Annotated in this window: 27 protein-coding genes and 1 other RNA gene; 10 read left to right on the forward strand and 18 right to left on the reverse strand. The window is 66.3% G+C overall.

What is annotated here, in order from left to right:
* The first annotated feature begins 37 nt into the window (after positions 1 to 37).
* Both ACQ859_RS14610 and ACQ859_RS14615 read left to right on the forward strand, forming a co-directional pair.
* Complete coding sequence (locus ACQ859_RS14610; RefSeq protein WP_431266380.1) at positions 38 to 1,249, forward strand: DesA family fatty acid desaturase; 1,212 nt, start codon at positions 38 to 40, stop codon at positions 1,247 to 1,249.
* A 161-nt stretch (positions 1,250 to 1,410) separates the two neighbouring features.
* Positions 1,411 to 1,929 carry a DUF3016 domain-containing protein gene (locus ACQ859_RS14615; RefSeq protein WP_431266381.1) on the forward strand — a complete coding sequence of 173 codons (519 nt, stop codon included), beginning with the start codon at positions 1,411 to 1,413 and terminating at the stop codon, positions 1,927 to 1,929.
* A gap of 104 nt (positions 1,930 to 2,033) precedes the next feature.
* Here the strand turns inward: ACQ859_RS14615 and rpmG are convergent, their stop codons facing one another.
* The 3 genes from rpmG to trxB form a co-directional block, all read right to left on the reverse strand.
* Complete coding sequence (gene rpmG / locus ACQ859_RS14620) at positions 2,034 to 2,204, reverse strand: 50S ribosomal protein L33 (protein ID WP_067273562.1); 171 nt, start codon at positions 2,202 to 2,204, stop codon at positions 2,034 to 2,036.
* Between the two features lie 22 nt (positions 2,205 to 2,226).
* On the reverse strand, positions 2,227 to 2,460 hold the full coding sequence (gene rpmB, locus ACQ859_RS14625; RefSeq protein WP_088407487.1) for a 50S ribosomal protein L28: 234 nt from the start codon (positions 2,458 to 2,460) through the stop codon (positions 2,227 to 2,229).
* Positions 2,461 to 2,712: 252 nt separating this feature from the next.
* Positions 2,713 to 3,672: a thioredoxin-disulfide reductase gene (gene trxB, locus ACQ859_RS14630; protein WP_431266382.1), complete on the reverse strand. Its 960-nt coding sequence runs from the start codon at positions 3,670 to 3,672 to the stop codon at positions 2,713 to 2,715.
* 204 nt (positions 3,673 to 3,876) lie between these two features.
* Here trxB and ACQ859_RS14635 point away from each other — a divergent pair, with 204 nt between their 5' ends.
* From ACQ859_RS14635 to ACQ859_RS14655, 5 genes are all read left to right on the forward strand, one after another.
* A complete protein-coding gene (locus ACQ859_RS14635) occupies positions 3,877 to 4,545 on the forward strand; it encodes a Crp/Fnr family transcriptional regulator (protein WP_088383470.1) in 669 nt (222 codons plus the stop codon).
* Between the two features lie 306 nt (positions 4,546 to 4,851).
* Positions 4,852 to 7,044 carry a DNA translocase FtsK gene (locus tag ACQ859_RS14640; protein ID WP_431266556.1) on the forward strand — a complete coding sequence of 731 codons (2,193 nt, stop codon included), beginning with the start codon at positions 4,852 to 4,854 and terminating at the stop codon, positions 7,042 to 7,044.
* 93 nt (positions 7,045 to 7,137) lie between these two features.
* Positions 7,138 to 7,758: an outer membrane lipoprotein chaperone LolA gene (gene lolA / locus ACQ859_RS14645; RefSeq protein WP_431266383.1), complete on the forward strand. Its 621-nt coding sequence runs from the start codon at positions 7,138 to 7,140 to the stop codon at positions 7,756 to 7,758.
* Positions 7,759 to 7,773: 15 nt separating this feature from the next.
* Positions 7,774 to 9,171, forward strand: coding sequence for a replication-associated recombination protein A (locus ACQ859_RS14650; protein WP_431266384.1), 1,398 nt, complete (start codon positions 7,774 to 7,776; stop codon positions 9,169 to 9,171).
* 3 nt (positions 9,172 to 9,174) lie between these two features.
* A complete protein-coding gene (locus ACQ859_RS14655) occupies positions 9,175 to 10,164 on the forward strand; it encodes an amino acid ABC transporter substrate-binding protein (protein WP_431266385.1) in 990 nt (329 codons plus the stop codon).
* On the opposite strand, the gene ACQ859_RS14660 is transcribed toward ACQ859_RS14655, so the two are convergent.
* Positions 10,079 to 11,110: a LysR family transcriptional regulator gene (locus ACQ859_RS14660; protein WP_431266386.1), complete on the reverse strand. Its 1,032-nt coding sequence runs from the start codon at positions 11,108 to 11,110 to the stop codon at positions 10,079 to 10,081. The two genes, ACQ859_RS14655 and ACQ859_RS14660, sit on opposite strands and share 86 nt — an antisense overlap.
* Before the next feature lie 136 nt (positions 11,111 to 11,246).
* Between ACQ859_RS14660 and sugE the strand changes: the two genes are divergently transcribed.
* A complete protein-coding gene (gene sugE, locus ACQ859_RS14665) occupies positions 11,247 to 11,567 on the forward strand; it encodes a quaternary ammonium compound efflux SMR transporter SugE (RefSeq protein WP_431266387.1) in 321 nt (106 codons plus the stop codon).
* A 52-nt stretch (positions 11,568 to 11,619) separates the two neighbouring features.
* Here sugE and ACQ859_RS14670 read toward each other — a convergent pair whose 3' ends face one another.
* Entirely contained in the window at positions 11,620 to 12,258 is a 639-nt protein-coding gene (locus ACQ859_RS14670) for a hypothetical protein (protein ID WP_431266388.1), read from the reverse strand.
* A gap of 231 nt (positions 12,259 to 12,489) precedes the next feature.
* On the reverse strand, positions 12,490 to 13,542 hold the full coding sequence (locus tag ACQ859_RS14675; RefSeq protein ID WP_431266389.1) for a hypothetical protein: 1,053 nt from the start codon (positions 13,540 to 13,542) through the stop codon (positions 12,490 to 12,492).
* A gap of 139 nt (positions 13,543 to 13,681) precedes the next feature.
* On the opposite strand from ACQ859_RS14675, the gene ACQ859_RS14680 reads away from it, so the two are divergent.
* A complete protein-coding gene (locus tag ACQ859_RS14680; RefSeq protein ID WP_431266390.1) occupies positions 13,682 to 14,002 on the forward strand; it encodes a hypothetical protein in 321 nt (106 codons plus the stop codon).
* On the opposite strand, the gene ACQ859_RS14685 is transcribed toward ACQ859_RS14680, so the two are convergent.
* The 5 genes from ACQ859_RS14685 to rpsU all read right to left on the reverse strand — a co-directional run bounded on the left by ACQ859_RS14685 (position 13,999) and on the right by rpsU (position 17,632).
* Positions 13,999 to 15,504, reverse strand: a complete 1,506-nt coding sequence (locus ACQ859_RS14685; RefSeq protein ID WP_431266391.1) for a TRAP transporter large permease — start codon at positions 15,502 to 15,504, stop codon at positions 13,999 to 14,001. The genes ACQ859_RS14680 and ACQ859_RS14685 overlap by 4 nt on opposite strands.
* A gap of 25 nt (positions 15,505 to 15,529) precedes the next feature.
* Positions 15,530 to 16,138, reverse strand: a complete 609-nt coding sequence (locus ACQ859_RS14690) for a TRAP transporter small permease subunit (RefSeq protein ID WP_431266392.1) — start codon at positions 16,136 to 16,138, stop codon at positions 15,530 to 15,532.
* Positions 16,139 to 16,417: 279 nt separating this feature from the next.
* Positions 16,418 to 16,759, reverse strand: a complete 342-nt coding sequence (locus ACQ859_RS14695) for a TIGR01244 family sulfur transferase (protein WP_088407477.1) — start codon at positions 16,757 to 16,759, stop codon at positions 16,418 to 16,420.
* A 38-nt stretch (positions 16,760 to 16,797) separates the two neighbouring features.
* Positions 16,798 to 17,244 (reverse strand): GatB/YqeY domain-containing protein, encoded by a 447-nt coding sequence (locus tag ACQ859_RS14700; protein ID WP_431266393.1) that lies wholly within the window; start codon positions 17,242 to 17,244, stop codon positions 16,798 to 16,800.
* A 175-nt stretch (positions 17,245 to 17,419) separates the two neighbouring features.
* Positions 17,420 to 17,632 carry a 30S ribosomal protein S21 gene (gene rpsU, locus ACQ859_RS14705; protein WP_012346814.1) on the reverse strand — a complete coding sequence of 71 codons (213 nt, stop codon included), beginning with the start codon at positions 17,630 to 17,632 and terminating at the stop codon, positions 17,420 to 17,422.
* Positions 17,633 to 18,091: 459 nt separating this feature from the next.
* Here rpsU and ACQ859_RS14710 point away from each other — a divergent pair, with 459 nt between their 5' ends.
* A complete protein-coding gene (locus ACQ859_RS14710) occupies positions 18,092 to 19,111 on the forward strand; it encodes a GGDEF domain-containing protein (RefSeq protein WP_431266394.1) in 1,020 nt (339 codons plus the stop codon).
* 33 nt (positions 19,112 to 19,144) lie between these two features.
* Here ACQ859_RS14710 and ACQ859_RS14715 read toward each other — a convergent pair whose 3' ends face one another.
* The 7 genes from ACQ859_RS14715 to ACQ859_RS14745 form a co-directional block, all read right to left on the reverse strand.
* Positions 19,145 to 19,582, reverse strand: a complete 438-nt coding sequence (locus ACQ859_RS14715; RefSeq protein ID WP_431266557.1) for an EVE domain-containing protein — start codon at positions 19,580 to 19,582, stop codon at positions 19,145 to 19,147.
* A gap of 122 nt (positions 19,583 to 19,704) precedes the next feature.
* Positions 19,705 to 19,885, reverse strand: a non-coding RNA gene (gene ssrS / locus ACQ859_RS14720) — 6S RNA.
* Positions 19,886 to 19,914: 29 nt separating this feature from the next.
* Complete coding sequence (locus ACQ859_RS14725) at positions 19,915 to 20,256, reverse strand: cell division protein ZapA (protein ID WP_431266395.1); 342 nt, start codon at positions 20,254 to 20,256, stop codon at positions 19,915 to 19,917.
* Complete coding sequence (gene zapB, locus ACQ859_RS14730) at positions 20,253 to 20,507, reverse strand: cell division protein ZapB (RefSeq protein ID WP_431266396.1); 255 nt, start codon at positions 20,505 to 20,507, stop codon at positions 20,253 to 20,255. The genes ACQ859_RS14725 and zapB overlap by 4 nt, the downstream gene beginning before the upstream one ends.
* 47 nt (positions 20,508 to 20,554) lie before the next feature.
* Complete coding sequence (gene nth, locus ACQ859_RS14735) at positions 20,555 to 21,193, reverse strand: endonuclease III (RefSeq protein ID WP_431266397.1); 639 nt, start codon at positions 21,191 to 21,193, stop codon at positions 20,555 to 20,557.
* Positions 21,194 to 21,241: 48 nt separating this feature from the next.
* Complete coding sequence (rsxB, locus tag ACQ859_RS14740) at positions 21,242 to 21,940, reverse strand: electron transport complex subunit RsxB (protein WP_431266398.1); 699 nt, start codon at positions 21,938 to 21,940, stop codon at positions 21,242 to 21,244.
* Positions 21,937 to 23,259, reverse strand: a complete 1,323-nt coding sequence (locus tag ACQ859_RS14745) for a polyhydroxyalkanoate depolymerase (protein WP_431266399.1) — start codon at positions 23,257 to 23,259, stop codon at positions 21,937 to 21,939. The genes rsxB and ACQ859_RS14745 overlap by 4 nt, the downstream gene beginning before the upstream one ends.
* Positions 23,260 to 23,470 lie beyond the last annotated feature (211 nt).

Below are 23,470 nucleotides of genomic sequence, written 5' to 3' on the forward strand. Positions count from 1 at the left end.
TCCTCGCGAGCAGGGTTAGGACCGAATGAACGTATTGATGTCTGTGCATGACGCCATCCTGGCGTGGATGATCGATGGCCTCACCGGCGCCAGCTGGTGGCAGATCGTCGTCTTCACCTTGGTGGTGACGCATATCACCATTGCTGGCGTGACGATCTTCCTGCACCGCGCGCAGGCGCACCGGGCCCTGGACCTGGGTCCGATCCCGTCGCACTTCTTCCGCTTCTGGATGTGGCTGACGACCGGCATGGTCACCCGCGAATGGGTCGCCATCCACCGCAAGCACCATGCGAAGTGCGAGACCGAGGACGATCCTCACAGCCCCGTCACCCGCGGCATCAAGACGGTGATGACGCGCGGCGCCGAGCTGTATCGCGCCGAGGCCAAGAACGAGGAAACGATCAAGAAGTTCAGCCACGGCGTGCCGGACGACTGGATCGAGCGTCACGTCTACACGGGCCGTTCGGTCTGGGGTGTGTCGCTGATGATGATCATCGACCTGGCGCTGTTCGGCGTGGCCGGCATGGCGGTCTGGGCGATCCAGATGGCCTGGATCCCGTTCTGGGCGGCGGGCGTGATCAACGGCGTCGGCCACTACTGGGGCTATCGCAACTTCGAGGCGCAGGACGCGTCGACGAACGTGTCGCCGTGGGGCGTGATCATCGGCGGCGAAGAGCTGCACAACAATCACCACACCTATCCGACCTCGGCCAAGTTCTCGGTGAAGCCGTTCGAGTTCGACATCGGTTGGGGCTACATCCGCGCGATGGAGATGATCGGCTGGGCGAAGGTCCGCAAGACCGCACCGCAGATCAAGACGGGCGAGTTGAAGGCCGTGGCCGACAAGGACACGCTGGAAGCCATCATCGCCAACCGCTACGAAGTGATGGCGCGTTATGCGCGCGGTCTGCGCGGTGTCTGCAAGGCCGAGCTGACTCAGCTGAAGGCGTCTGGCGAGCAGCACAGCGTCAAGTTCCACCAGTTCAAGCTGGCGACCCGTTGGCTGCACCGCGATGCCGAGAAGATCCCGGCGGCGTATCAGGCGCAGCTGGATGGCGCCCGTGCGGCGAGTCCGGTGCTCGATAAGCTGGTGACGATGCGCGAAGAGCTGCGTCAGCTCTGGACCCGCACGAACGTGTCGGCCGAGCAGCTGGTGCATGACCTGCAAGCCTGGTGCCGCAAGGCTGAGGAAAGCGGCATCGCTGAACTGAAGGCGTTTGCCACGGGCCTGCGCACGGTGCGCGTCTGATCGAACCTTCGATCGTCAGTCGATTCATCGGCCGGCGGGGCCGTCCAGAGTGACGGCCATCACCGAGCGGCCCATGAAGCAATGCAAAAGGCGCCCCTACGGGGCGCCTTTTTCTTGGCGGCGCCCATAATTTGTCTGGACTCTCAGACAAGGAGATTGACATGATGGCCTCGACCTTTTTCAAGCGCGCCGTGCTGTTCGGCCTGACGAGCGTGAGCCTGGGCGCGATTGCCGCAGCCGCTCAGGCGCAGGCGGAAGTCAACTTCATCAAGCCGGAGAACTTCTCCGACATCGGCTGGGGCGGTGTGGACCGCGACAACGCCATGAAGCAGCTGGAGGAGCATTTCAAGGCGCTCGCGGCGCGCGAGTTGCCCGGCAAGCAACTCAAGATCGATGTCACGGACGTTGATCTCGCGGGTGAAGTCGAACCGCGCGTGCGCACGGACCGCATCCGGATCCTGCGGTCGGTGACGATCCCGCGCATGAGCTTCACCTATACGCTCAGCGAGAACGGCCAGGTCCTGAAGTCCGGCAAGGCCGATCTGAAGGACATGGACTATCAGAACGGCGGCGGCAACCGCTACTTCGACACCGAGTCGCTGCGCTACGAGAAGAAGATGATCGACGACTGGGTGGCGCGCGAGCTGCTGGGCAAGACGAGTCTGGCCCCGATCCGTTGAGTGCGAGAGGCGCGGGGCAGGGAGGGGTTGTCTCCTCTCTCTATCGATCGCCCATGAAAAAACCCGCCGAGAGGCGGGTTTTCTTCTTCAAGGACCGGGCTGAATCACTTCAGCTTGGTTTCCTTGTACAGCACGTGCTTGCGTGCCTTGGGGTCGAACTTCATGAATTCCAGCTTTTGGGGCGTGGTCTTCTTGTTCTTGTTGGTGGTGTAGAAATGACCGGTGCCGGCAGTGGATTCCAGCTTGATCTTCTCGCGTCCGCCTTTGGATGCCATGGTGTCGCTCCTGGTTCAGTGATTAGGCTTGACCGCGCGAGCGCAGGTCGGCCAGCACGGCGTCGATGCCCTTCTTGTCGATCAGACGCAGACCTGCGTTGCTGATGCGAAGACGGACCCAGCGGTTTTCGCTCTCGACCCAGAAACGGCGGTATTGCAGGTTCGGGAGGAACCGGCGCTTGGTTTTGTTGTTGGCGTGGGAAACGTTGTTCCCGACCATGGGCTTCTTGCCCGTGACTTCGCAGACGCGTGCCATGAGGACACTCCGATACTTGTCATCCGGCGACCGTCCCAATCGTCCCGACCTTGCTGTCGAGTCGCGGGCGGCGGCCTCACCTCGCCATAGGGTGGCGGTATCCCATCTTCCTCGCGTCAAGATCCTTCACAGGTTGATGGCGCGGGGAAACGAAGAGTGTAGCAGAAACACACCGGCCCGCGCAAAGGCGGGCCGGTCGGGATCGTTGGCGAGCGCCTTGCGAAGACGCCATGCCCGTGGAGGCCGCGAGGGTCAGGTCGATTCCTGCTCCAGGAAACGTTGCGCGTCCAGCGCGGCCATGCAGCCCGTGCCGGCGCTGGTGATGGCCTGGCGATAGATGTGGTCCTGCACGTCGCCGGCGGCGAACACGCCCGGCACGCTGGTCATCGTGGCGAAGCCTTCCAGGCCGCTCTTCGTGCGGATGTAGCCGTCCTTCATCTCGATCTGGCCTTCGAAGATGTCGGTGTTGGGCTTGTGGCCGATCGCGATGAAGCAGCCTTGCAGCTTGACGTCCGTCGTCGTGCCGTCCTGCGTGCTCTTGATGCGCACGCCGGTCACCCCGCTGGCGTCGCCGAGCACCTCGTCCAGCGTGTGGAAGACATGCAGTTCGATCTTGCCGGCCTTGACCTTGTCCATCAGCTTGTCCACCAGGATGGGCTCGGCGCGGAACTTGTCGCGACGATGGATCAGGTGCACCTTGCTGGCGATGTTGGACAGGTACAGCGCCTCTTCGACGGCGGTGTTGCCGCCGCCGACGACGCAGACTTCCTGCTCGCGATAGAAGAAGCCGTCGCAGGTGGCGCAAGCACTGACCCCGCGGCCCATGAACGACTCTTCGGACGGCAGTCCCAGGTACTGCGCCGACGCCCCGGTGGCCAGCACGACCGCGTCGGCCGTGTAGACCGCGCTGTCGCCGGTGAGCGTGAACGGACGCTTGGAGAAGTCGACGCTGTTGATGTGGTCGAAGACGATCTCGGTCTGGAAACGCTCGGCGTGTTCCTGGAAGCGCTGCATCAGTTCCGGACCCTGCACGCCCATCACGTCGGCGGGCCAGTTGTCGACTTCGGTGGTGGTCATCAACTGACCCCCTTGTGCCATGCCCGTCACCAGAAGCGGCTTCAAGTTGGCACGCGCCGCGTAGATGGCGGCGGTGTAGCCGGCGGGGCCGGAACCGAGGATCAACAGTTGGGCGTGGCGGGTGTTTTGGCTCATGACGGGGGAGGTGGGGATGCGTTCAGCGGACGCAAGGGACCGGGCAAGGGACGACAGCCTAAGCGGACGGGCGGGCGGCCTATGGCGTTGACCCTATGAACAGCCGTGAACAAATTGGCACAATGCATCCATTCTAGGTGGCGGGTCCCTCTGCCATCCTGAGTTCCACGATTGACCCTAACCACCGACAGGAGGCATCCCTTCATGGCCATGTTGTCCAACTTGGATCTGATCCGCAGGGTTCCCTTGTTCTCCCTGCTGACCGCCGACCAGGCCCAGTCCATCGCGGACAGCGTCGTCAAACGGCGCTTCAAACGCGGCGAGTTGATCGTCGAGCAGGGCACCAAGTCCAACGCGCTCTTCATCCTGCTCAACGGCCGCGCCCGCGTGCTGACCGCGGACAGCCGCGGCCGCGAAGTGATCCTCGCCGTGCTGCAGCCCGGCGACTACGTCGGCGAGATGAGCCTCATCGACAACGAGCCGCACTCGGCCACGGTCCGCGCCGAGGTGCAGACCGACATGCTGGTGCTGGGTCGCGCCGATTTCGGCCGCGGTCTGCCGGAGTCGTCCAGCCTGGCCTACGGCATCCTGCGCGGCCTGGTCGCGCGCCTGAGAAACGCGGACCGCCAGATCGAATCGCTCGCGCTGCTCGACGTCTACGGCCGTGTCGCACGCACGCTGCTGGACATGGCGGAGGAAGAGAAGGGCGTGAAGATCATCCGCGGCAAGGTGTCGAGGCAGGACATGGCCAAGGTCGTCGGCGCGTCGCGCGAGATGGTCAGCCGCGTCATGAAGGACCTGGAGGACAAGGGTGTCATCGAGACGCTCGAGAACGGTTCCGTGGTCATCAAGGAACGTCTGCAGCACGACTGACGACCTTGCCGGCGCGCTCGTCGAAGCGCCCGTCGACGCCACGTCGATCGGCGCTTCAACGTTTCTTCACCTTGGTGGGGAGCCCCGCGTCCGGGACGCAGGGCTTGTGCGTCACAATCGAGGGATGAGTTTTCCCGGTTCCCTGCTGGGCGGCGGTGACGACGCCGCCCCGACCGAGCGCCCCGCGCCGGCACGCAAGTCCAAGAAGGCCGCGCCGCCGGCCGCCCCGCCCACGCCCCCAGTCCGCTGCGCACGCCGCTGTGGCTGCTGATCGGCGCGCTGGTGTGGTGCCTGGTCTTGCTCGCGATGGTCAGCCATGACCGCGCGGACGCCGCCTTCAGCACCGCGGGCACCTCGGCCCCGGCGCACAACCGCGTCGGCGCGCTCGGCGCCTGGATCTCCGACCTGATGCTGTTCGGCTTCGGCTACTCGTGCTGGTGGCTGATGCTGATCTCGCTGCGCGCGTGGCTGAGCGGTCTGGCCCGCATGCTGCGCGCCGATGGCTCGTCGGTGCCCACGCTCAAGGATCGCCTGCCTGCGCTCGCCGGCGTCGTGCTCCTGATCGCCGCGAGTTGCTCGCTCGAGTGGACGCGGCTGTGGCGTTGGGACGAGTACCTGCCCGGCGGGCACGCCGGCGGGGTGCTCGGCTACTGGCTGGGCCCGTTGAGCATGAAGCTGCTGGGCTTCGCCGGTTCCGGCGTCGTGTGGATCGCCGCGCTGGTGGCCGGCGTGTCGCTCGCGCTGAAGTTCTCCTGGCTGCGCGTGGCCGAGCAGATCGGTACCCGGATCGAAGCCCTGATCGAGAAGCGCACCGAGCGCCGCGAGATCGCCGAGGACAAGCGGGTCGGCAAGGAAGCCAAGCGCGAGCGTGAAGCGGTCGTCGAGGTCGAGCGCCTGGTCGAGGAAGAGCACCACATCCCCATTGTCATCGAGCCCCCGGTGGCCGAGGTGCCGAAGTCCACGCGCGTCATCAAGGAGCGGCAGCAGACGCTGTTCACCGATCCCACCGACGCCAAGCTGCCGCAGGTCGACCTGCTGGATGCGCCGCCGCCGCGCGTCGAGACGGTGACGCCCGAATCGCTGGAGATGACCAGCCGCATGATCGAGAAGAAGTTGAAGGACTTCGGCGTCGACGTGCGGGTGGTGGCGGCGTCGCCGGGGCCGGTGATCACGCGCTACGAGATCGAACCGGCGACCGGGGTGAAGGGCTCCCAGATCCTGGGCCTGGCCAAGGACCTGGCGCGTTCGCTGAGCCTGACCTCGATCCGCGTGGTCGAGACCATCCCGGGCAAGAACTACATGGCGCTGGAGCTGCCGAACGCGCGTCGCCAGACCATCCGCCTGTCCGAGATCCTCGGCTCGCAGGTCTACGCCGACGCCGCGTCGCCGCTGACGATGGGCCTGGGCAAGGACATCGTCGGCCTGCCGGTGGTGGCCGACCTGGCCAAGATGCCGCACTGCCTGGTGGCCGGCACGACCGGTTCGGGCAAGTCGGTGGGCATCAACGCGATGATCCTGTCGGTGCTCTACAAGGCCGAGGCGCGCGATGTCCGCCTGATCCTGATCGACCCGAAGATGCTGGAAATGAGCGTCTACGAAGGCATCCCGCATCTGCTGGCGCCGGTCGTGACCGACATGAAGCAGGCCAGCAACGCGTTGAACTGGTGCGTCAACGAGATGGAGCGCCGCTACAAGCTCATGTCCAAGATGGGCGTGCGCAACCTGGCGGGCTTCAACAAGAAGATCGCCGACGCGGCCGAGCGCGAGGAGAAGATCCCCAACCCGTTCAGCCTGACGCCGGAAGAGCCGGAGCCGCTGGAGCGTCTGCCGCACATCGTCGTCGTCATCGACGAACTGGCCGACCTGATGATGGTGGTCGGCAAGAAGATCGAGGAATTGATCGCCCGTCTGGCGCAGAAGGCGCGCGCGGCCGGCATCCACCTGATCCTCGCGACGCAGCGGCCCTCGGTCGACGTGATCACCGGCCTGATCAAGGCCAACATCCCGACGCGGCTGTCCTTCCAGGTGTCGAGCAAGATCGACTCGCGGACCATCCTCGACCAGATGGGCGCCGAAGCGCTGCTGGGCATGGGCGACATGCTCTACATGGCGTCGGGCACCGGCCTGCCGGTGCGCGTGCACGGCGCCTTCGTCAGCGACGACGAGGTGCACCGCGTCGTCGAGTACCTGAAGGAGCAGGGCGAGCCCAACTACATCGAAGGCATCCTGGAGGGCGGCGTGCTCGACGGCGACGGCGGCGGCGACGGACTGCCCGGCCTGACGGCCGGCGGCGACGGCGAGTCCGACCCGATGTACGACCAGGCCGTGGCCATCGTGCTGCAGCACAAGCGGGCGTCGATCTCGCTGGTGCAGAGACATCTGCGCATCGGCTACAACCGGGCCGCCCGTTTGCTGGAGCAGATGGAGAAGTCCGGCGTCGTCTCGGCGATGGCCACCAACGGCAACCGCGACATCATCGTCCCCAAGCGGGACGATTGACGGCGGCCCCACCGACGCGACGGCCAGGCGCGATCACCGAGCGCGACTACCGGACACGACGAATGAACGCGACGAATGATTGAGGCTTCCTCCATGTTCCGACCCTTGACCCGTGGCATCGCGGCGATCGCCCTCTGCTTCACGACCCTGGCCCACGCCGACGGCGTGAGCGCGCTGCAGCAGTTCGTCAGCGAAGTGAAGAGCGGTCGTGCGACCTTCACGCAGACCGTCACCGCGCCCGACGGCAAGCGCAAGAAGACGACGACCGGCACCTTCGAGTTCCAGCGGCCCAACCAGTTCCGCTTCAGCTATGCGAAGCCGGCGGAGCAGCTGATCGTGGCCGACGGCAAGGAAGTGTGGATCTACGACCCCGACCTGCAGCAGGCCAGCGTCCGCAACATGGACCAGGCGCTGGGCGCGACACCTGTGTCGCTGCTGGCGGGCGGCGACCTGTCGAAGGACTTCACGCTGAAGGCGTTGCCGGCCTCGAACGGCCTCGACTGGGTGCAGGCCACGCCCAAGCGCAACGACAGCGGGCTGCAGAGCCTGAAGCTCGGATTCAAGGGGCGTGAACTGGGTGCGCTGGAGATCGTCGACGGCTTCGGCCAGCAATCGGTGATGCAGTTCAGCGCGATCGAAGCGAACGCCAAGGTGCCGACGGACCGTTTTCGCTTCAATCCGCCGCCGGGCACCGACATCGCGCGCCAACCCTGAGCGGCGCCTGCATCGATGAGCAACGCGTCGCTCTTTCCTGAAGAGTTCGATCCTGTCCCTCGCGGACGGCCGTCGGCGACGCCGGCGAGCGAGCACGCGCCGCTGCCCGAGCGGCTGCGTCCGCACAAGCTCGACGAGGTGGTCGGCCAGCGCCATCTGCTGGGCGACGGCATGCCGCTGCGGGTGGCGCTCGAAAGCGGCAGGCCGCATTCGATGATCCTGTGGGGGCCGCCAGGCGTCGGCAAGACGACGCTGGCGCGCTTGATGACGCAGCACTTCGACGCGCAGTTCATCGCGATCTCCGCGGTGCTGGGCGGCGTCAAGGACATCCGCGAGGCGGTCGATCGCGCGCAGGTCGCGGCGGGGCAGGGCCGCCGGACGATCGTGTTCGTGGACGAGGTCCACCGCTTCAACAAGGCGCAGCAGGACGCTTTCCTGCCGCATGTGGAGTCGGGGCTGTTCAGCTTCATCGGGGCGACGACCGAGAACCCGTCGTTCGAGGTGAACTCCGCGTTGCTGTCGCGGGCGACGGTGCACGTGCTGAAGTCGCTCGACGAGCAGGACATGCGCGAGCTGCTGGCGCGAGGACGGGAGGCGCTCAGCGCGCCGCAGGTGAACGAGGCTGCCGCGCTGCGGCTGATCGGCTACGCCGACGGCGACGCGCGGCGTCTGCTGAACACGCTGGAGACGGTGGCGCAACTGACACCGCCCGGCACGGCGGAGATCGACGAGGCGCTGCTGGAGCGCACGCTCGGCGAGCAGCTGCGGCGCTACGACAAGGGCGGCGACCAGTTCTACGACGTCATCTCGGCGCTGCACAAGTCGGTGCGCGGCTCCAATCCGGATGCGGCCTTGTACTGGCTGGTGCGGATGCTCGACGGCGGCGTCGACGCGCGCTACATCACGCGACGGCTGATCCGCATGGCGAGCGAGGACATCGGCAACGCCGATCCTCGCGCCCTGCGCCTCTGCCTGGACGCGGCCGAGACCTACGAACGTCTCGGGTCGCCGGAAGGCGAGCTCACCCTGGCGCAGGCGGTCGTCTATCTCGCGATCGCGCCGAAGTCGAACGCCGTCTACAACGCCTACAACCAGGTACGCGCGCTGATCAAGCAGGACAGCTCGCGGCCGGTGCCGGTGCACCTGCGCAACGCGCCGACGCGGCTCATGAAGGAGCTCGGCTACGGCAAGGCCTACCGCTACGCCCATGACTTCCCCGGCGCGTACGTGGCCGGCGAGCAGTACCTGCCGGACGGCCTCGAGGACCAGCGCTTCTACGAACCGGTGCCCCGCGGCCTGGAGATCAAGATCGGCGCGCGCCTCGACGAACTGCGTCGCCTGGATGCCGGAGTGCTCGGGCAGGAAGACGCCGGTGGCGGCGCCGCCGACATCGGCGACGACGGCGAGGCCTGATCGATGGGCGCGCGGATCGTCAGCGTCGTGACCGCGTGGATCCTGGCGCTGGTGTCGGCGACCGGCACGTCGTGCGCCCTCGCCGCGACCGTCAAGCCCCGGCTCGCTGCGCCCTCGACGTCCGCGTCCCGCCCCGCTCAGCCGCCTGAAGGGCCGACGCTCACGCGCATCCGCGAGACCGGGGTCGTCGTCATCGGCTACCGGCCGGCGTCGGCGCCGTTCAGCTACCTCGATGCGCAGCTGCGGCCGACGGGTTATTCGGTCGACCTCTGCGAGCGCGTGATCGCGTCGCTCCGCGTGAAGCTCAAGCTGCCTGACCTGGAGGTGCGTCGCGTGGCGGTCGGGTCGGCGACGCGGATGCCGATGGTCAGCAACGGCACGCTGGACATGGAGTGCGGCATCACGACCAACACGGCCGAGCGTGCGCGCAGCCAGGCGTTCTCGATGACGATCTTCGTGGCCGAAACCAAGCTGATGACGCGCCACGGCGAAAAGGTGGAGAGCCTGCTCGACCTCCGCGGTCGACCGGTGGTGAGCACGATCGGGACGACCAGCATCCAGCACCTCGCCAAGGTCAACGAGCAGCAGGGCCTGAACATCCGCATCGTCGCCGGACTGGACGATCCGGACGCGTTCCAGTTGCTGCGCAGCGGCCGCGCCGATGCCTTCATGATGGACGACGTCATCATCCGGGCCCTCCTGGCGCAGCAGGGCGCGGCGGTGTCCGCCGACGACTACGTGATCTCCGATCGCGCGCTCACGGTGGAGCCCTATGCGATCGGACTCAACCGCGACGATCCGATGTTCAAGACCATGGTCGACGACGTACTGATCGGTCTCTACCGCAGCGGCGAGATCCACGCGATCTACAAGCGCTGGTTCGAATCGCCGCTGCCGCCGACGGGCATCAACCTGAAGCTGCCGATGAACGCCGCTTTCCGGCGCGTGGTCGCGCAGCCGACGGACTCGCCGGATCCGGAGCGTTACCGCTGAGCGCGGGTGTGGCCGCCATGCCGGTCGTTTCCCGGGTGCCGGCGACCGCGCCGGAGCAGCCGTCGCGGCCATTCAGCAGTGCGACGAAACGCCGCGCGGCGAGGCCCAGCGGACGCGTCTGCGTCCACACCACGTCGACGTAGAGCTGCAGCGCCGTCGTGAAGTTGCCGGCGGGGATCTGCACCAGGTCCCCCGAGGCCAGTGCCGCCCGTACGAAGCCGGAAGGGAGCCACGCCCATCCCAGTCCTGCGGACACCATCCGCAGCGCCGCCACCGGGCTGTCGGTGCGCCACTGGACGCGGGAGACGGCGATCCGCTTGTCGACGTCGCAGGCGTCGCGGCCGGCGACCAGGATCTGGCGTTCGGCGATGAGGTGCTCATCGCGGAGCGCCGATGGATCGCGTGAGAGCATCGGATGCGAGGGGGCGACAACGGCGATCAGCGTCTCCCGGGCCACTTCCTGGAACTGTTCCGACGGATCGAGCCCCTGGCGCTCGAAGACCAGCGCCAGCTGCGCACGGCCGGACTTCAGCATCGCGAGCGCGTCCGCCTGCGGCGCGGTCAGCACTTCGACCTCCAGGAGCGGGAACTCGCTGGACAGCGTCTTCAACGCGTCACTCCATGGCGTCGCGGCCACGAGTTCAGGCAGGACCGCAACCGTCAGCGAAGGTTCCAGTCCTTGCGTCATCGACAACGCATGGCGGTTGAGTTGGCCGAGTTGCTCGACCAGGCGGCGGGCCTGCGGCACCAGCGCGAGCGCCTGCGCGGTGGGGACGGGCTCCCGGCCGACGCGGTCGAAGAGAGGGAGGTCGAGTTGGGCCTCCATGTTCGCGATCGTCATGCTGACGGTCGACGGCACACGTCCCAGCACGCGTGCCGCAGCGGAAAACGAACCGTGGTCGATGGCGGCGAGAAAGACGCGGAGGTTGTCGAGATCGAAGGCCATGGTGCGGCTGCCACTCTGTCAGTGAATCTGATGGATTCTGACTTCAACTATCAGGCCATCAAACATACAGTGGCCGTCATCGTCTCGATGGCTGCGGTGCGCTCCAGTGCCGTGGCCAGTTCAACAGGAGTGGGTCATGGTGTGGGGTGTGCTGTTTCTGGCCGGGTTGTTCGAAATCGGCTGGGCCGTTGGCCTGAAATACACGGAGGGCTTCACCCGGCTGTGGCCGACCGTGGGCACGGTGACCGCGATGGTGACGAGCGTCGTGCTGCTGGGTTGGGCCTTGAAGCACTTGCCGGTCGGGACGGCCTACGCGGTGTGGACCGGCATCGGCGCCGTCGGCACCGCGATCGCGGGCATCGTGCTGCTGGGCGAGTCCGCGTCGTTGGCACGGCTGGCGTGCATCGGCCTGATCGCGGCGGGCATCGTCGGACTGAAGATGGTCTCGACGCAATGATCGGTGGGCCGGTCGGTGCGCTGGCAGGTCGTCACACCGACCGGATCAGACCTCAGTGGCGCTCGATGTCGTGGATCGCGCCCTGGCTGGCCCAGTCCTGGACCGCCGACAGCGGGACGAGGATCGTCTTTTCCTCGAAGTAGTCCGGGCGGCTGAGCTTGGCGGCGTCGCTGATGTCGCGCGTCGCGCCGCGGACCTTGTTGTAGCCCATGCGCGGCATCTGCAGTTCGAGCTTGCCGTCGGCGATCCTCAGCACGCGGATCACGCCGTAGGTCGAGCCCGATTCCCCGGTCAGCTTGTTGAGGTCGATGGCATACAGGTCGCCGGCGGCGGGTGACGCGGTGTAGTCCTTGATGTGGTGGTCGCGGTCGTCGGAGGCGGTCTTGCCGACATAGATCAACGCCGCGATCACCACCAGCAGGCCGACCCAGCCGTAGCGCTGCATGGCCGGGATCGGATTCGACGTGAGCTTGGCTTCGACGTCCTTGGCCTTGAGTTCACTGCCGCGCTGGCAGACGTCGCAGACCAGCAGGTACTTCTTGCTGGAGATCCACTGGAACAGGTAGTAGATGTGATGGACCTTGTACTGCAGCGCCAGCTTGAACGGACGCTCGCGCTCGCAGGTGGCGCAGTGGTGGTGGGCTTGCACGCCCAGTTCGGCGACGGCGCCTTTGGATCCCCAGATCAGCATGTCGAAGTTCTCCCTCGGTGATGGTGTGGCGGACGTGGATCGCCCGCTCGACTCGAGGCGCGCACGCTATCAGCGCGAGGCGACGGGCCAGGCGCGCGGCCTCAGGGAGTCAGCATATTTCTGACCTTCCACACGGAAAATCCGAACTTTCCGGGGGAAGAAGGGGAGTTGATGCGGCGGCGCATCAGCGCGCGGCCGGTGCCGGGGCATGCTCGGCCCCCCGTACCGTGCTCAGCGGAACGTCTTGAGCGCCTGCTGGCCGGCCGGTGTCAGATGAGGCCAGACGGCGTCGATCGGCAGCGACACATCTTCGGCACAGGGCGTCATCGCGTACGAGGCCTGCGTATGGAAGACAAGCTGCTTTGCTTCCGGATGGATCGAACTGCCCATCCAGCGGACCTCGTCACGGCACTCGGCTTCCTCGCCGTTGTCAGCGTAGGCCTTCACCAGCAGCTTCCCGAGTCGGGAATCCTTCGGGATCTCGTTGCGCCAGTCGGATCGCAGCCATGAGGCGACATCCGCCTCCGCCCCGGTGTCCAGGCGATACGTGGTGACGCTGTTGCCATGCCAGGGGTGGGCGCCGCCGCAGTAGCCCTCGTTCCAGGTGTCGATGACGACGAAGGCGGCGTTCCAGGCCACGACCTTCTGCGTCTGCGAGGACTCGTAGCCGGCCTCGGGGCCGCGTTCGCGCCGCCCCTGTGCCAGACAGTCGATGTGGTCGAGGACCGCGTCCGCGGCCTTGTCCCACAACGTGGCGTTCAGCGTCGAGAGGGCGGGCGTCGTGCCGACCAGGCGGACGCCGCTCTGCATCGTGTCGGACTTCGCGCCAGCGGTGCCCGTGCTTCCAGGCATGGGGAGGGTGAGCACCTCGAAGCGGTGACCTCCGATCTGCGCGGCCTTTGCGGAGGTGGGCTTGAGCGCGGCCTTGCGGGTCGCGTTGTAGTCGCGTTCCTTGATCGCGACGGCGGCGATCGGCAGCGTCTTCGAGCCGTCGACGGAGCGCCATTCGCCGCTCAGCGTGTCGGCGTCGCAGGCGAGCTTCAGCCGGCCTGTCGGCTTCTCTCTGGCATCGAGTTCCTGCCAGTCGCCGGTCTTGGGGTCGCGTACCAGCGTGAGGTCGCCAAGCGAGTTGCGGTAGTAGTAGCGTCCGATGGCGGGGCGCTCGTTGTCGGCGGGATTGAGTTCCATCGACACCGGCGTGGTGCCCAGCGTGCCGCGCCACGTGCCCTTGTCGCAGGTCCCGGCGGCGTTCGCTGCCAGCGGACTGAGGGCCGCTGCCAGCATCAGCGTGATCGACGCGTGAAGGCGGATTGCCGGGATCGAGCGGAGGAGGGGGAAGGGCGTGAGCGCATGAGCTCGACTGTAGCGACCGCAGGGCATGGCACTTGCCGACGAAGGTCATCGAGACACTCTGGAGATCGCCATGCCCGACTTCGACAAGCCCCGCGACAAGGCCTACGACCACGAGCAGGAAGCCAGTTACTGGCGCGACAACTACGCCAAGCGGCCCTATATCCAGCAAGGCGACACGCACGACGATTTCGGTCCCGCGTACGCCTACGGTGTTGATGCGTTCGCCCGCTACCCCGACCGCGAGTTCGAGGACTTCGAGGCCGAACTGCACCGCGACTGGGGCAACCAGCGCCAGGGTTCCTCGCTGGAATGGGCGAGGGCGAAGCCCGCCGTGAAGGACGCTTGGGATCGCATCAAGGAGGCGTCGAACATGCCCCCTTCGACGCGCTAAGGGGTTCCCTGCGAGGCCGCGGAGGCCGGTGAAGAGGCCCCCTCCGCCGGCAAGCCGAACAGCGCGTTCGTATCGGCATTGGGGTCGGTCGCCTGCTCGTCGCGGCCGGTGTCCATGTTCATGATCTGCTCGGAGGCTTTCTCGGAGTCGACGACCACTGGCTTGTCGAGGAAGACGGTCACCGTCTGCGGGAAGAAGATGACGATCGCCACGAGAATCAACTGCATGCCCACCCAGGGGATGGAGCCCATGTAGATGTCGCTCGACTTCACCCGTTGCGGCAGTGCGCCGTTCTTGAACAGCGAGTCGGCGATACCCCTCAAATAGAACAGCGCGAATCCGAACGGCGGATGCATGAAGCTCGTCTGCATGTTCACGCACAGCATCACGCCGAACCACACCAGGTCGATGCCCATCTTGTCGGCGACCGGGGCCAGCATCGGCAGGATGATGAAGGCGATCTCGAAGAAGTCGAGGAAGAACGCCAGGAAGAAGATGAACAGGTTGACGACGATCAGGAAGCCGATCTGGCCGCCGGGCAGGTCCGACAGCAGGTGTTCGATCCACTTGCCGCCTTCGACGCCCTGGAACACCAGCGAGAAGATCCGCGAGCCGATCAGGATGAACACGACCATCGCCGTGATGCGCATCGTTCCCAGCGTCGCCTCCTTGACCACGGACCAGCTCAACCGCCGGTGCAGCGCCGCCAGGATGAAGGCGCCCACGGCGCCCATCGCGCTGGCTTCGGTCGTCGTGCAGATGGCTCGATCCTGGTACGGCAGTCCGCCCATCGACCCGAGTACAGCGAAGATCAGGATGGCCGACGGGATGATCCCGCGCAGACACTTCTTCCAGAGGGCCCAGCCCTGCAGCGTGCGGGCCTCCTTGGGTACGCCGGGCACGAACTCCGGCCTGATCCGGGACAGTGCGAAGGTGTAGAGCGCGAAGATCAGCACCTGCAGGATCGATGGTCCCCACGCGCCCTTGTACATGTCGCCCACCGGCCTGCCGAGCTGGTCGGCCAGCACCACCAGCACAAGGGACGGCGGCACCAGTTGCGTGATCGTTCCCGACGCGGCCAATACCCCGGTCGAGTACCGCATGTTGTAGCCGTAGCGCATCATGACCGGCAGCGAAATCATCGCCATCGCGATCACCTGGCCTGCCACCGTGCCGGTGATTGCGCCCAGGATGAACCCGACGATGATCACGGAGTAGCCGAGCCCGCCGCGCACCGGCCCGAAGAGTTGCCCCATCGAATCGAGCATGTCCTCCGCGAGGCCGCATTTCTCGAGCAACGATCCCATCAACGTGAAGAACGGGATCGCGAGCAGCAGATCGTTGGACAGGATGCCGAGGACGTTGAACGGCAGCGCTTGCAGGAAGGCCAATGGCATCCAGCCTTGGCTCACTGCGAAGAACCCGCAGGCGAGCCCCAGCGCGGCCAGCGAGAACGCCACGGGGAAGCCGATCAGCATGACGATGATCAGCCCCGCGAACATCAGCGGGGAAACTGCTCCATCGTGATCATTGCAGCGGCCTCTCGTAATGCGTGTCCATTTCGATGTGCTTGGTGAGGTAGCCGATGCGCTTGATCAACTCCGACAGGCCCTGCAGAAAGACCAGCGTGAAGCCGAGTGGCAGCGTTGCCACGGCGGGCCACAGGATGAGGCCGCCGGCGTTGCCGGAGCTTTCACCGGTGGTGAACAGTTTTCCGAGATAGCCGGCCAGGCCCAGCGTCGCGATGCTGTCGTCAGGACGCATGCCCGTCTGCAACTTGACGAGAAAGAACTGCCACGACAGCCAGTCCGCGTAGGCCATGACGGGAAGCAGGAAAACAATCAGACCGAACAGGTCGACGTAGACCTTGCCGTGGCCGCGCAGTCGCGTGTACACGATGTCGACGCGCACGTGCTCATTGAGCCGCAACACCTGCGCCGCGCCGCCCATCACACAGACGGCAAACAGGTACCACTGGATCTCGAGGTAGGCGTTGGAACTGATGTCCAGGCCGTAGCGGATCGCCGCGTTCGCGGCGCTGATAAAGCACGACAGCAGGACAGCGCCGGCGGCAAGCGTGCCGAACCGGTCCGTCAGCCAGTCGATGCCCTTGGCAAGTGCAAGCAGGGCTTTCATCGACGAGTCCAGGTCTCCATCTCGAACCCCGACGGGAGGGCTCGGTTCTTTTGTGTGTAGACGTGGACTGTAGCCAGCGAGGGCTGTCGGAAAGCTGAATTCGGGAAGGGCTGCGGGAAAGCCCCGACGTGCCGAGGACGGAGCGTTGATCGAGGCGACCGGGGGCCCTTTCCTCCATCTCCCTCCTTTGCTTGCCTCCCGGCAAGCAAATTCCCTCCTTAAGTTCCGGAAAGGGCCCCCGGCCGCCTCGATCCGAGGCACCGAGGACCACGCGTCGGATCAGAGTTGGGTGGCGGCGGCGAAGAGGCGCGTCGAACGCGCGCCAGAGCGGCAGAACGCCAGCACCGGCGTCGGCACTTCGTCGAGCAGCGCGCGCATGGCGGCGATCTCTTCCGGCGACTGGTAGCCGCCTTGCACCGGCAAATGGTGATAGACCAGTCCCGCGGCTTCAGCAGCGGCACGAATCTGCTCGCTGGTGGGCTGGTCGGGGCCGTGCTCGAAATCAGGCCGGTTGTTGATCACCGACTTGAAGCCGGCCTCGGCCAGCGCGGCCATCGCCTCCGGCGTCAGTTGCGGGGCGACGCAGAAATCGGGCGTCAATTGTTGGACGGTCAGTTCCATCGCGGACTCCTGTCGTTGAATCGAGGCGAGGCGGGCGCTCAGCCCGCCAGCGCGGCCTTCACCGCCGCCGAGACCAGGCCCATGTCGGCCTTGCCCGCCAGCTTGCCCTTCACGGCGCCCATCACCTTGCCCATGTCGGCCGGACCCTTGGCGCCCAGCTCGGTCACGATGGCGGCGACTTCGGCCTTGATCTCGTCCTCGCTCAGGCGCTGCGGCAGATAGACCTCCAGCACCTTCAGCTCGGCCGTTTCCTTGTCGGCCAGATCCATGCGGCCGGCGGCCGTGAACTGGCTGATCGAGTCCTTGCGCTGCTTGATCAGCTTGTCGACGATGCCCACCAGCATCACGTCGTCCACCTCGACGCGCTCGTCCACTTCCTTCTGCTTCACCGCGGCCAGCAGCAGGCGGATCGTGCCCAGACGTTCGCTGTCCTTGGCGCGCATCGCCGTCTTCATGTCTTCGGTGATCTGTTCCTTCAGGCTCATGAGGGCTCCTTGATTCGTGGTCTCGAGGGAGAGGTGGGAGAGATGAGAGATGTCGTAATGTCGCGCAGAAACAGAAAAGCCCGCGGCAGCGTCCTGCGCGGGCTTTCTGTGCTGTTCCGGCGGTGGGGATCGTCAGTGGACGGGTCCCCGGTGCCGAAGCGGTCCGATCAGGCGATCAGTACAGCTTCTTGGGCAGCTGCATGCTGCGCACGCGCTTGTAGTGACGCTTGACGGCCGCAGCCTTCTTGCGCTTGCGCTCGGCAGTCGGCTTCTCGTAGAACTCGCGGGCGCGCAGCTCGGTGAGCAGGCCCAGCTTTTCGATCGTGCGCTTGAAGCGGCGCAGGGCCACGTCGAACGGCTCGTTTTCTTTGACGCGAATGGTGGTCATGAAATTCCTTCAAATAGCGCTCGGTGTTCGCGAGGAAGGGCTTGCCTTCGAAGCGGAGTATCCGGATTCCACTTCCGAATCGACGCGCAGGGTTTGCCAGCAAAACGAGGATTCTAGCCTTATTTTTGACCGTTCGCCATCCACCTTCACGCAACGGCGCCGCGGCGGATACAACGCCGCTTCCCGGCGTGGGTGTCCCCTATGAAGGCCCCACGCGTGCCTTGCAAGAGGATGTGACATTTTCACGCCTTGTCCCCGCCGGAGCGCAAGCCCGCCTCTCTGGGCGAAGTGCATCGCTCTCGGCGCAAGCCGGGGCAAGCTAGGATGCCGCACCCCAAGCTTAGGGGGAGTGGCGCCTCTGTGCTGCCGACGGCACTTGCCCCGGCGACGGACGCCCATCTACATTCGATCCACCACCATTCGACCGCGAGGGGCCGTCCCCCTGGCCTGGCCCGACCCATGGAATTACAAGCCGCCGCGATGCCCGCGCCTGCCAGTTTCGATGCCTGGCTGGAGTCGTCGGGAACGCCCCAGACGCCCGTTGCGGCCGGCTTGCTCAGCATGCTGGAGCCCACGGGCGCCTGCCTGACCGTGAAGTCGATGGCCACGGGGCGGTATGTCTTCGCCAGTCCCGGCATGAGCGAGCTCTTCGGCCGCGTCGAATCCGGGATCGTCGGTGCCGCCGATGCCGAGTTGATGCGCGGCGACGAAGTGCAGGCGATGCGCCGCTCCGAACAGGCCACGCTGGCGCAGCGCGGCGTCGTGAGCTCCGAGCATCGGCTCGAGATCGGCGGACGCCGCCGCGAGTTCATGGTCATGCGCGTGCCGCTCGGCGCGGAACACGTGATGGCGCTGTGGAGCGACAAGACCGAGGAGCGTCACCGCGAGACGCACCTGCAGCGTGCGCTGCAGCAGCTCGAGCAGCAGCAGAAGTCGCTCGAGCAGATGCGGCGGGAGCTTCAGCAGGGCAGCGGCCGTGACGAGGTCTCGGGCCTCTACATGCGCGCGCAGTTCGATGATCAGCTCCTGCGCGAGATCGATCTCTCGACCCGCGAGCATCGCGAGTTCACGCTGGTGCTGATCGCGCTGGATCCCGTGGCGCCGGAAGCCGGGCTTGGCGAGGAGGCGCGTCAGCGCCTGCTCGAAGGGTTGGGGCGCATGCTCCGCGCCAACACCCGCGCGATGGACGCGGCCTGCCGCATCGGCGATGACCTGTTCGCGGTGCTGCTGTCGGGCGTCGGTCTCGCGACGGCCCATGCGCGGATGGAACAGTTGCGCCGCCAATGCCATTCCCAGATCGTCGTGCTGCACGGGCAGGACATCGGACTGTCGCTGTCGATGGGTGTGGCGAGCTTCCCGCACACCGCCTCGCGGCAGGAAGAGTTGCTGGGCGCCGCCGAGATGGCGGTCAAGGAAGCGCAGCGGCGCGGCGGCAACCAGGTCGTGCTGGCGTCGATCCCGTTCGGGATGGGCGGCTGAGGCTGCCGCAGGTGCTCCGGTCGCGCCCGCCGGTCAGGCGAGCAGCTTCTGGAGATGCCGCCACTCCGTCGGCGTCACCGGCGTGATCGACAGGCGGTTGCCCGGCTGCAGCGTGCGCATGTCGGCCAGCGCCGGGTCGCGCTTCATTTCCGCCAGACTCAGCAGCCGCGTCTTGCGCACGAAGCGCACATCGACGTGCTGCCAACGCGGTTCCTCGCGCTTGGACTTCGGGTCGAAGTAATGGCTCGTGGGATCGAACTGGGTCTCGTCCGGATAGGCGGTGCTGCTGATCTCGGCAAAGCCGGCGATGCCAGGTTCGGGGCACGACGAGTGATAGAACAGCACGCCGTCGCCGATCCGCATCTGGTCGCGCATGAAGTTGCGGGCCTGATAGTTGCGCACGCCGGTCCAGGGCAGTTCGCCCGCGGCCCGCAGATGATCGATCGAGGCTTCGTCCGGCTCGGACTTCATCAGCCAGTACTGAGGGGCGGCGTTCGCTGCGGAGTTCAAGGCGGATTCCTCGCGACGATGGCCGGGTCGGCCGACCATGAAAAAACCGCGCGTGACGAATGATCAGGCGCGGTTTCGGGAAGGGTGTCCACGGCGAACCGTGAGCCGCATTCCTGAACCCTAGGGGTACAGGTGGGCGAGGTCAGCAGGGCTTCGGGTTCATCTGACGCGAGACGCTCACACCAGCTCTGCAATGTTCCAAGCCCTTGCTCGCGAAAGCATCGGTTCAAGGAAATATAAAACTCACGCGAACGCAGTGGACAGGGTGGATTCTACGCGCCGCGCTCGCCCGTTCACAGCAGTTGCCCGTCTTGGACAAGGGCTTCATCGAGCCGCTTCATAAGCGTTTCAAGATCGGGTATGGCGCCATCGGCGGAAACGCCGCGCGCGTCACCGGTCGTTGCATCGGTTGCATCGCCTGCGGCGGCATTCGCCGTCGATTCGGTGAGCGAATAGGCGAGGTTCAAGGCTGCCAGCACGGCGATGCGTTCGCGCGCCTTGATGCGGCCCGCGTCGCGGATGGCGCACATTTCCTTGTCGACCCGGCCCACCGCCTTCTGCAGTGCGGCCTCGCCGCCTTCGGGGCAGCCGAGCAGGTAGCTCTGGCCCATGATCGTGACTTCCATTTGCTTCATGCGCCGGTCTTTCGAGAATCTGAGGGGTCGCCGCCGTCGCCGCTCTCGAGGAGGTCCGCCGCCTCCAGCGGCAGCCGGTCCAGCAGGGCATCGACGCGCGCACGCGCCGCGGCCAGTCTGGAGCGCAGGCTGTCGCGCTCCAGCGTGAGGGCCTGGACCTGTTGTTCGAGCAGGCCGTTCGTGCGCTTGAGTTCCTCGTGACGCACCAGCAGGCGCTCGACGCGGTCGACTAGGTCGTTGATGCTGGACATGGTTTCCCTGACGGATGAACGCGCAGATTGTAGAGGGCGGGGTTTGCTCAACGCGCCGCAGCCATCGGCGCGCTGTCACATTGCGCGACAACGGCGCAGCGCTCGCACAGCGGCCGCCGCGCCTGGCAGACATAGCGGCCGTGGAGGATCAGCCAATGGTGCGCATCGACGAGGAACTCGTCAGGCACCCGCTTGAGCAGTTGCTGCTCGACTTCCAGCACGTTCTTGCCGGGCGCAAGGCCTGTGCGGTTGCCGACCCGGAAGATGTGCGTGTCGACCGCCATCGTCGCTTCGCCGAAGGCGACGTTGAGCACCACGTTCGCCGTCTTGCGCCCGACGCCGGGGAGCGACTCCAGCGCCTCGCGACTCTGCGGCACGGCGCCGCCGTACTGCTCGACGAGGATGCTGCAGGTCGCGTACAGGTTCTTCGCCTTGGTCTTGTACAGCCCGATCGTCTTGATGAACTCGGCGAGCCGCTCTTCGCCGAGGTCCAGGATCTTCTGCGGGGTGTTGGCGACGACGAACAGCCTTCTCGTCGCCTTGTTGACGCCGACGTCGGTGGCCTGCGCGGACAGCAGCACCGCGGCGAGCAGTTCGAAGACGCTGGCGTACTCGAGCTCGGTCTGCGGCGACGGATTGGCGCGGCGGAGGATCTCGAAGAATTCGCGGACTTGCGTTTGATTCATGGCGAGCGGCAATGGCTGGCGATGGGAACTGGGGAGGCGGCGTTGCGCTCAAGCGCCGCGCTTGGCGCGTGCCCGCGCGAGCGCGGCTTCGATGACGGCGCGCTTGCGGTCGATCTGCGCGGTGTCGGTGAGCCGCGTTTCCTCTTCGAGGTGATCGAGCTTGTGCTGCGCCTTGGCTTCGAGGCGCGCGTCGTGCTCGCTCAGGTCCCGCGCGACGCGGATCTCGTGCCAGCGGTAACGCTCGCGGGCACGTTCCGCCTGCGGGGCGCTCCATGCGGACCAGCCGCTGCGTCCGGGCGTGACATCGGTCAGCGAGATGCAGTCGACCGGGCACGCCGGAATGCAGAGTTCGCAGCCGGTACAGTCGGCGTCGATGACGACGTGCATCTGCTTGTTGGTGCCGACGATCGCGTCGACCGGGCAGGCCTTGATGCACAGCGTGCAGCCGATGCACCAGCCTTCGTCGATGACCGCCAGGCGGCGGGGGCCTTCGATGCCGTTGTCGGGGTTGAGCGGCAGCGGCGCGCGCGCGGTGAGGGCGGCCAACCGGGAGATCCCTTCAGCGCCGCCGGGCGGGCACTGGTTGACGGCCGCCTCGCCGCGCGCGATCGCGTGGGCGTACGAGTGGCAGTCGGGATAGCCGCAGCGCGTGCATTGCGTCTGCGGCAGGGCCAGGTTCAGGCGTTCGACGAGGTCGTCGAACGTGGCGGAGGTCGGTTCAGCGGAGGCGGAAGCGGCGGGGTTCACTCGGTCGGCTTGCGCGACCGGCGTGCCGCTGCCGGACGGGCGGCGGCACGTTTGGCCGCGGCGGGCTTGTGCAACGGGGCCGCATCGTACTTCGCAATGAAGTCGCGGATCACCGGGTAGACCTTCTCGCGCCAGCGGCGGCCCGAGAAGATGCCGTAGTGGCCTGCGCCGACCGCGTCGTAATGGGCTTGATCCTTGGCGCCGATGCCGCTGCACAGCTCATGCGCGGCCTTGGTCTGGCCGGCGCCGGAGATGTCGTCCAGCTCGCCTTCGACCGTCAGCAGCGCGGTCTGGGTGATGTCCTGCGGACGCACCAGATCGCCGCCCACTTCCCAGGTCCCGTTCACCAGCGCGAAGTCCTGGAACACCGTCTTGATCGTGTCCAGGTAGTACTCCGCCGGCATGTCCAGCACGGCGTTGTACTCGTCGTAGAAGCGCCGGTGGGCGTCGACGCTGTCGTCGTCGCCGCGGACCAGGTCCAGGAAGTAGTCGTAGTGCGAGCTCAGGTGGCGGTCCGGATTCATCGCCACGAAGCCGGTGTGCTGCAGGAAGCCGGGATAGACCTCACGGCCTGCGCCCGGGAAGTTGGTCGGAACGCGGTAGATCACGTTGTTCTCGAACCAGCTGTAGCTCTTGTTCATCGCCAGGTTGTTGACGGCCGTCGGGCTGCGGCGGGCGTCGATCGGACCGCCCATCATCGTCATCGAGCGCGGCGTGGTCTCGCCCTTGGTGGCCATCAGCGAGATCGCGGCCAGCACCGGCACCGTCGGCTGGCAGACCGAGATCACGTGGCAGTCCTCGCCGACGTGGCGGATGAAGTCCTGGACGTAGTAGATGTAGTCGTCGAGGTGGAAGGCGCCGGCTTCCATCGGCACCATGCGGGCGTCGGTCCAGTCGGTGATGAAGACCTTGTGGTCCTTCAGCAGCTGCTTGACGGTGTCGCGCAGCAGCGTGCTGTGGTGGCCCGACAGCGGCGCCACGACCAGCACGGTCGGCTGCGCCTTCATCTTGGCCAGCACGGCCTGGTCGTCGGTGTAGCGCTTGAAGCGCAGCAGGCGGCAGAACGGCTGCTCCAGCGCGACCAGTTCCTGGACGGCGACGTCGACGCCGTCGACCTCGACGCTGTTGATCTCGAACTCCGGCTTCTCGTATTCCTTGGCCAGCCGGTGCATCAGATCCAGGCCCGCGGACATCCGGTGCGACAGCGGCGTGTGGGCGAAGGGCGACAGCGGATGGCTGTACAGCTTGGCCGTGGCGCTGGCGAATTCGGAGAACGGGCTCAGCAGCGCGCGTTGGGTTTCATAAAGCTGGTAGAGCATCTGGCGGACCTCTCGAGGGGGAGTGAGGCGAAGGCTGGCACCCGTTGTGCAATGCAGCAATTCTAGTGCCCGGCTATCTGCAGTGTGTGTCGCCGGGGTTCCGTGCAAGGCGGGAGCAGGGCCTTCGAACCGCCCCATTTCGCCATAAATGCGCAGGGCCGGCCCGCTTGCGGCGGGTCCGGCCCTGTGTTCGGAGGCCGATCGTGCGATC

Source organism: Roseateles chitinivorans, assembly GCF_050632235.1.
Taxonomy (GTDB): domain Bacteria; phylum Pseudomonadota; class Gammaproteobacteria; order Burkholderiales; family Burkholderiaceae_C; genus Roseateles; species Roseateles chitinivorans_A.

Excerpts from the sequence above, each read along its gene's own strand:
- ACQ859_RS14610 (WP_431266380.1), top strand. The coding sequence starts at position 38 with ATGTCTGTGCATGACGCCATCCTGGCGTGGATGATCGATGGCCTCACC.
- ACQ859_RS14615 (WP_431266381.1), top strand. The coding sequence starts at position 1,411 with ATGATGGCCTCGACCTTTTTCAAGCGCGCCGTGCTGTTCGGCCTGACG.
- rpmG (WP_067273562.1), bottom strand. The coding sequence starts at position 2,204 with ATGGCATCCAAAGGCGGACGCGAGAAGATCAAGCTGGAATCCACTGCC.
- rpmB (WP_088407487.1), bottom strand. The coding sequence starts at position 2,460 with ATGGCACGCGTCTGCGAAGTCACGGGCAAGAAGCCCATGGTCGGGAAC.
- trxB (WP_431266382.1), bottom strand. The coding sequence starts at position 3,672 with ATGAGCCAAAACACCCGCCACGCCCAACTGTTGATCCTCGGTTCCGGC.
- ACQ859_RS14635 (WP_088383470.1), top strand. The coding sequence starts at position 3,877 with ATGGCCATGTTGTCCAACTTGGATCTGATCCGCAGGGTTCCCTTGTTC.
- ACQ859_RS14640 (WP_431266556.1), top strand. The coding sequence starts at position 4,852 with ATGGTCAGCCATGACCGCGCGGACGCCGCCTTCAGCACCGCGGGCACC.
- lolA (WP_431266383.1), top strand. The coding sequence starts at position 7,138 with ATGTTCCGACCCTTGACCCGTGGCATCGCGGCGATCGCCCTCTGCTTC.
- ACQ859_RS14650 (WP_431266384.1), top strand. The coding sequence starts at position 7,774 with ATGAGCAACGCGTCGCTCTTTCCTGAAGAGTTCGATCCTGTCCCTCGC.
- ACQ859_RS14655 (WP_431266385.1), top strand. The coding sequence starts at position 9,175 with ATGGGCGCGCGGATCGTCAGCGTCGTGACCGCGTGGATCCTGGCGCTG.
- ACQ859_RS14660 (WP_431266386.1), bottom strand. The coding sequence starts at position 11,110 with ATGGCCTTCGATCTCGACAACCTCCGCGTCTTTCTCGCCGCCATCGAC.
- sugE (WP_431266387.1), top strand. The coding sequence starts at position 11,247 with ATGGTGTGGGGTGTGCTGTTTCTGGCCGGGTTGTTCGAAATCGGCTGG.
- ACQ859_RS14670 (WP_431266388.1), bottom strand. The coding sequence starts at position 12,258 with ATGCTGATCTGGGGATCCAAAGGCGCCGTCGCCGAACTGGGCGTGCAA.
- ACQ859_RS14675 (WP_431266389.1), bottom strand. The coding sequence starts at position 13,542 with ATGCTGGCAGCGGCCCTCAGTCCGCTGGCAGCGAACGCCGCCGGGACC.
- ACQ859_RS14680 (WP_431266390.1), top strand. The coding sequence starts at position 13,682 with ATGCCCGACTTCGACAAGCCCCGCGACAAGGCCTACGACCACGAGCAG.
- ACQ859_RS14685 (WP_431266391.1), bottom strand. The coding sequence starts at position 15,504 with ATGTTCGCGGGGCTGATCATCGTCATGCTGATCGGCTTCCCCGTGGCG.
- ACQ859_RS14690 (WP_431266392.1), bottom strand. The coding sequence starts at position 16,138 with ATGAAAGCCCTGCTTGCACTTGCCAAGGGCATCGACTGGCTGACGGAC.
- ACQ859_RS14695 (WP_088407477.1), bottom strand. The coding sequence starts at position 16,759 with ATGGAACTGACCGTCCAACAATTGACGCCCGATTTCTGCGTCGCCCCG.
- ACQ859_RS14700 (WP_431266393.1), bottom strand. The coding sequence starts at position 17,244 with ATGAGCCTGAAGGAACAGATCACCGAAGACATGAAGACGGCGATGCGC.
- rpsU (WP_012346814.1), bottom strand. The coding sequence starts at position 17,632 with ATGACCACCATTCGCGTCAAAGAAAACGAGCCGTTCGACGTGGCCCTG.
- ACQ859_RS14710 (WP_431266394.1), top strand. The coding sequence starts at position 18,092 with ATGGAATTACAAGCCGCCGCGATGCCCGCGCCTGCCAGTTTCGATGCC.
- ACQ859_RS14715 (WP_431266557.1), bottom strand. The coding sequence starts at position 19,582 with ATGAAGTCCGAGCCGGACGAAGCCTCGATCGATCATCTGCGGGCCGCG.
- ACQ859_RS14725 (WP_431266395.1), bottom strand. The coding sequence starts at position 20,256 with ATGAAGCAAATGGAAGTCACGATCATGGGCCAGAGCTACCTGCTCGGC.
- zapB (WP_431266396.1), bottom strand. The coding sequence starts at position 20,507 with ATGTCCAGCATCAACGACCTAGTCGACCGCGTCGAGCGCCTGCTGGTG.
- nth (WP_431266397.1), bottom strand. The coding sequence starts at position 21,193 with ATGAATCAAACGCAAGTCCGCGAATTCTTCGAGATCCTCCGCCGCGCC.
- ACQ859_RS14745 (WP_431266399.1), bottom strand. The coding sequence starts at position 23,259 with ATGCTCTACCAGCTTTATGAAACCCAACGCGCGCTGCTGAGCCCGTTC.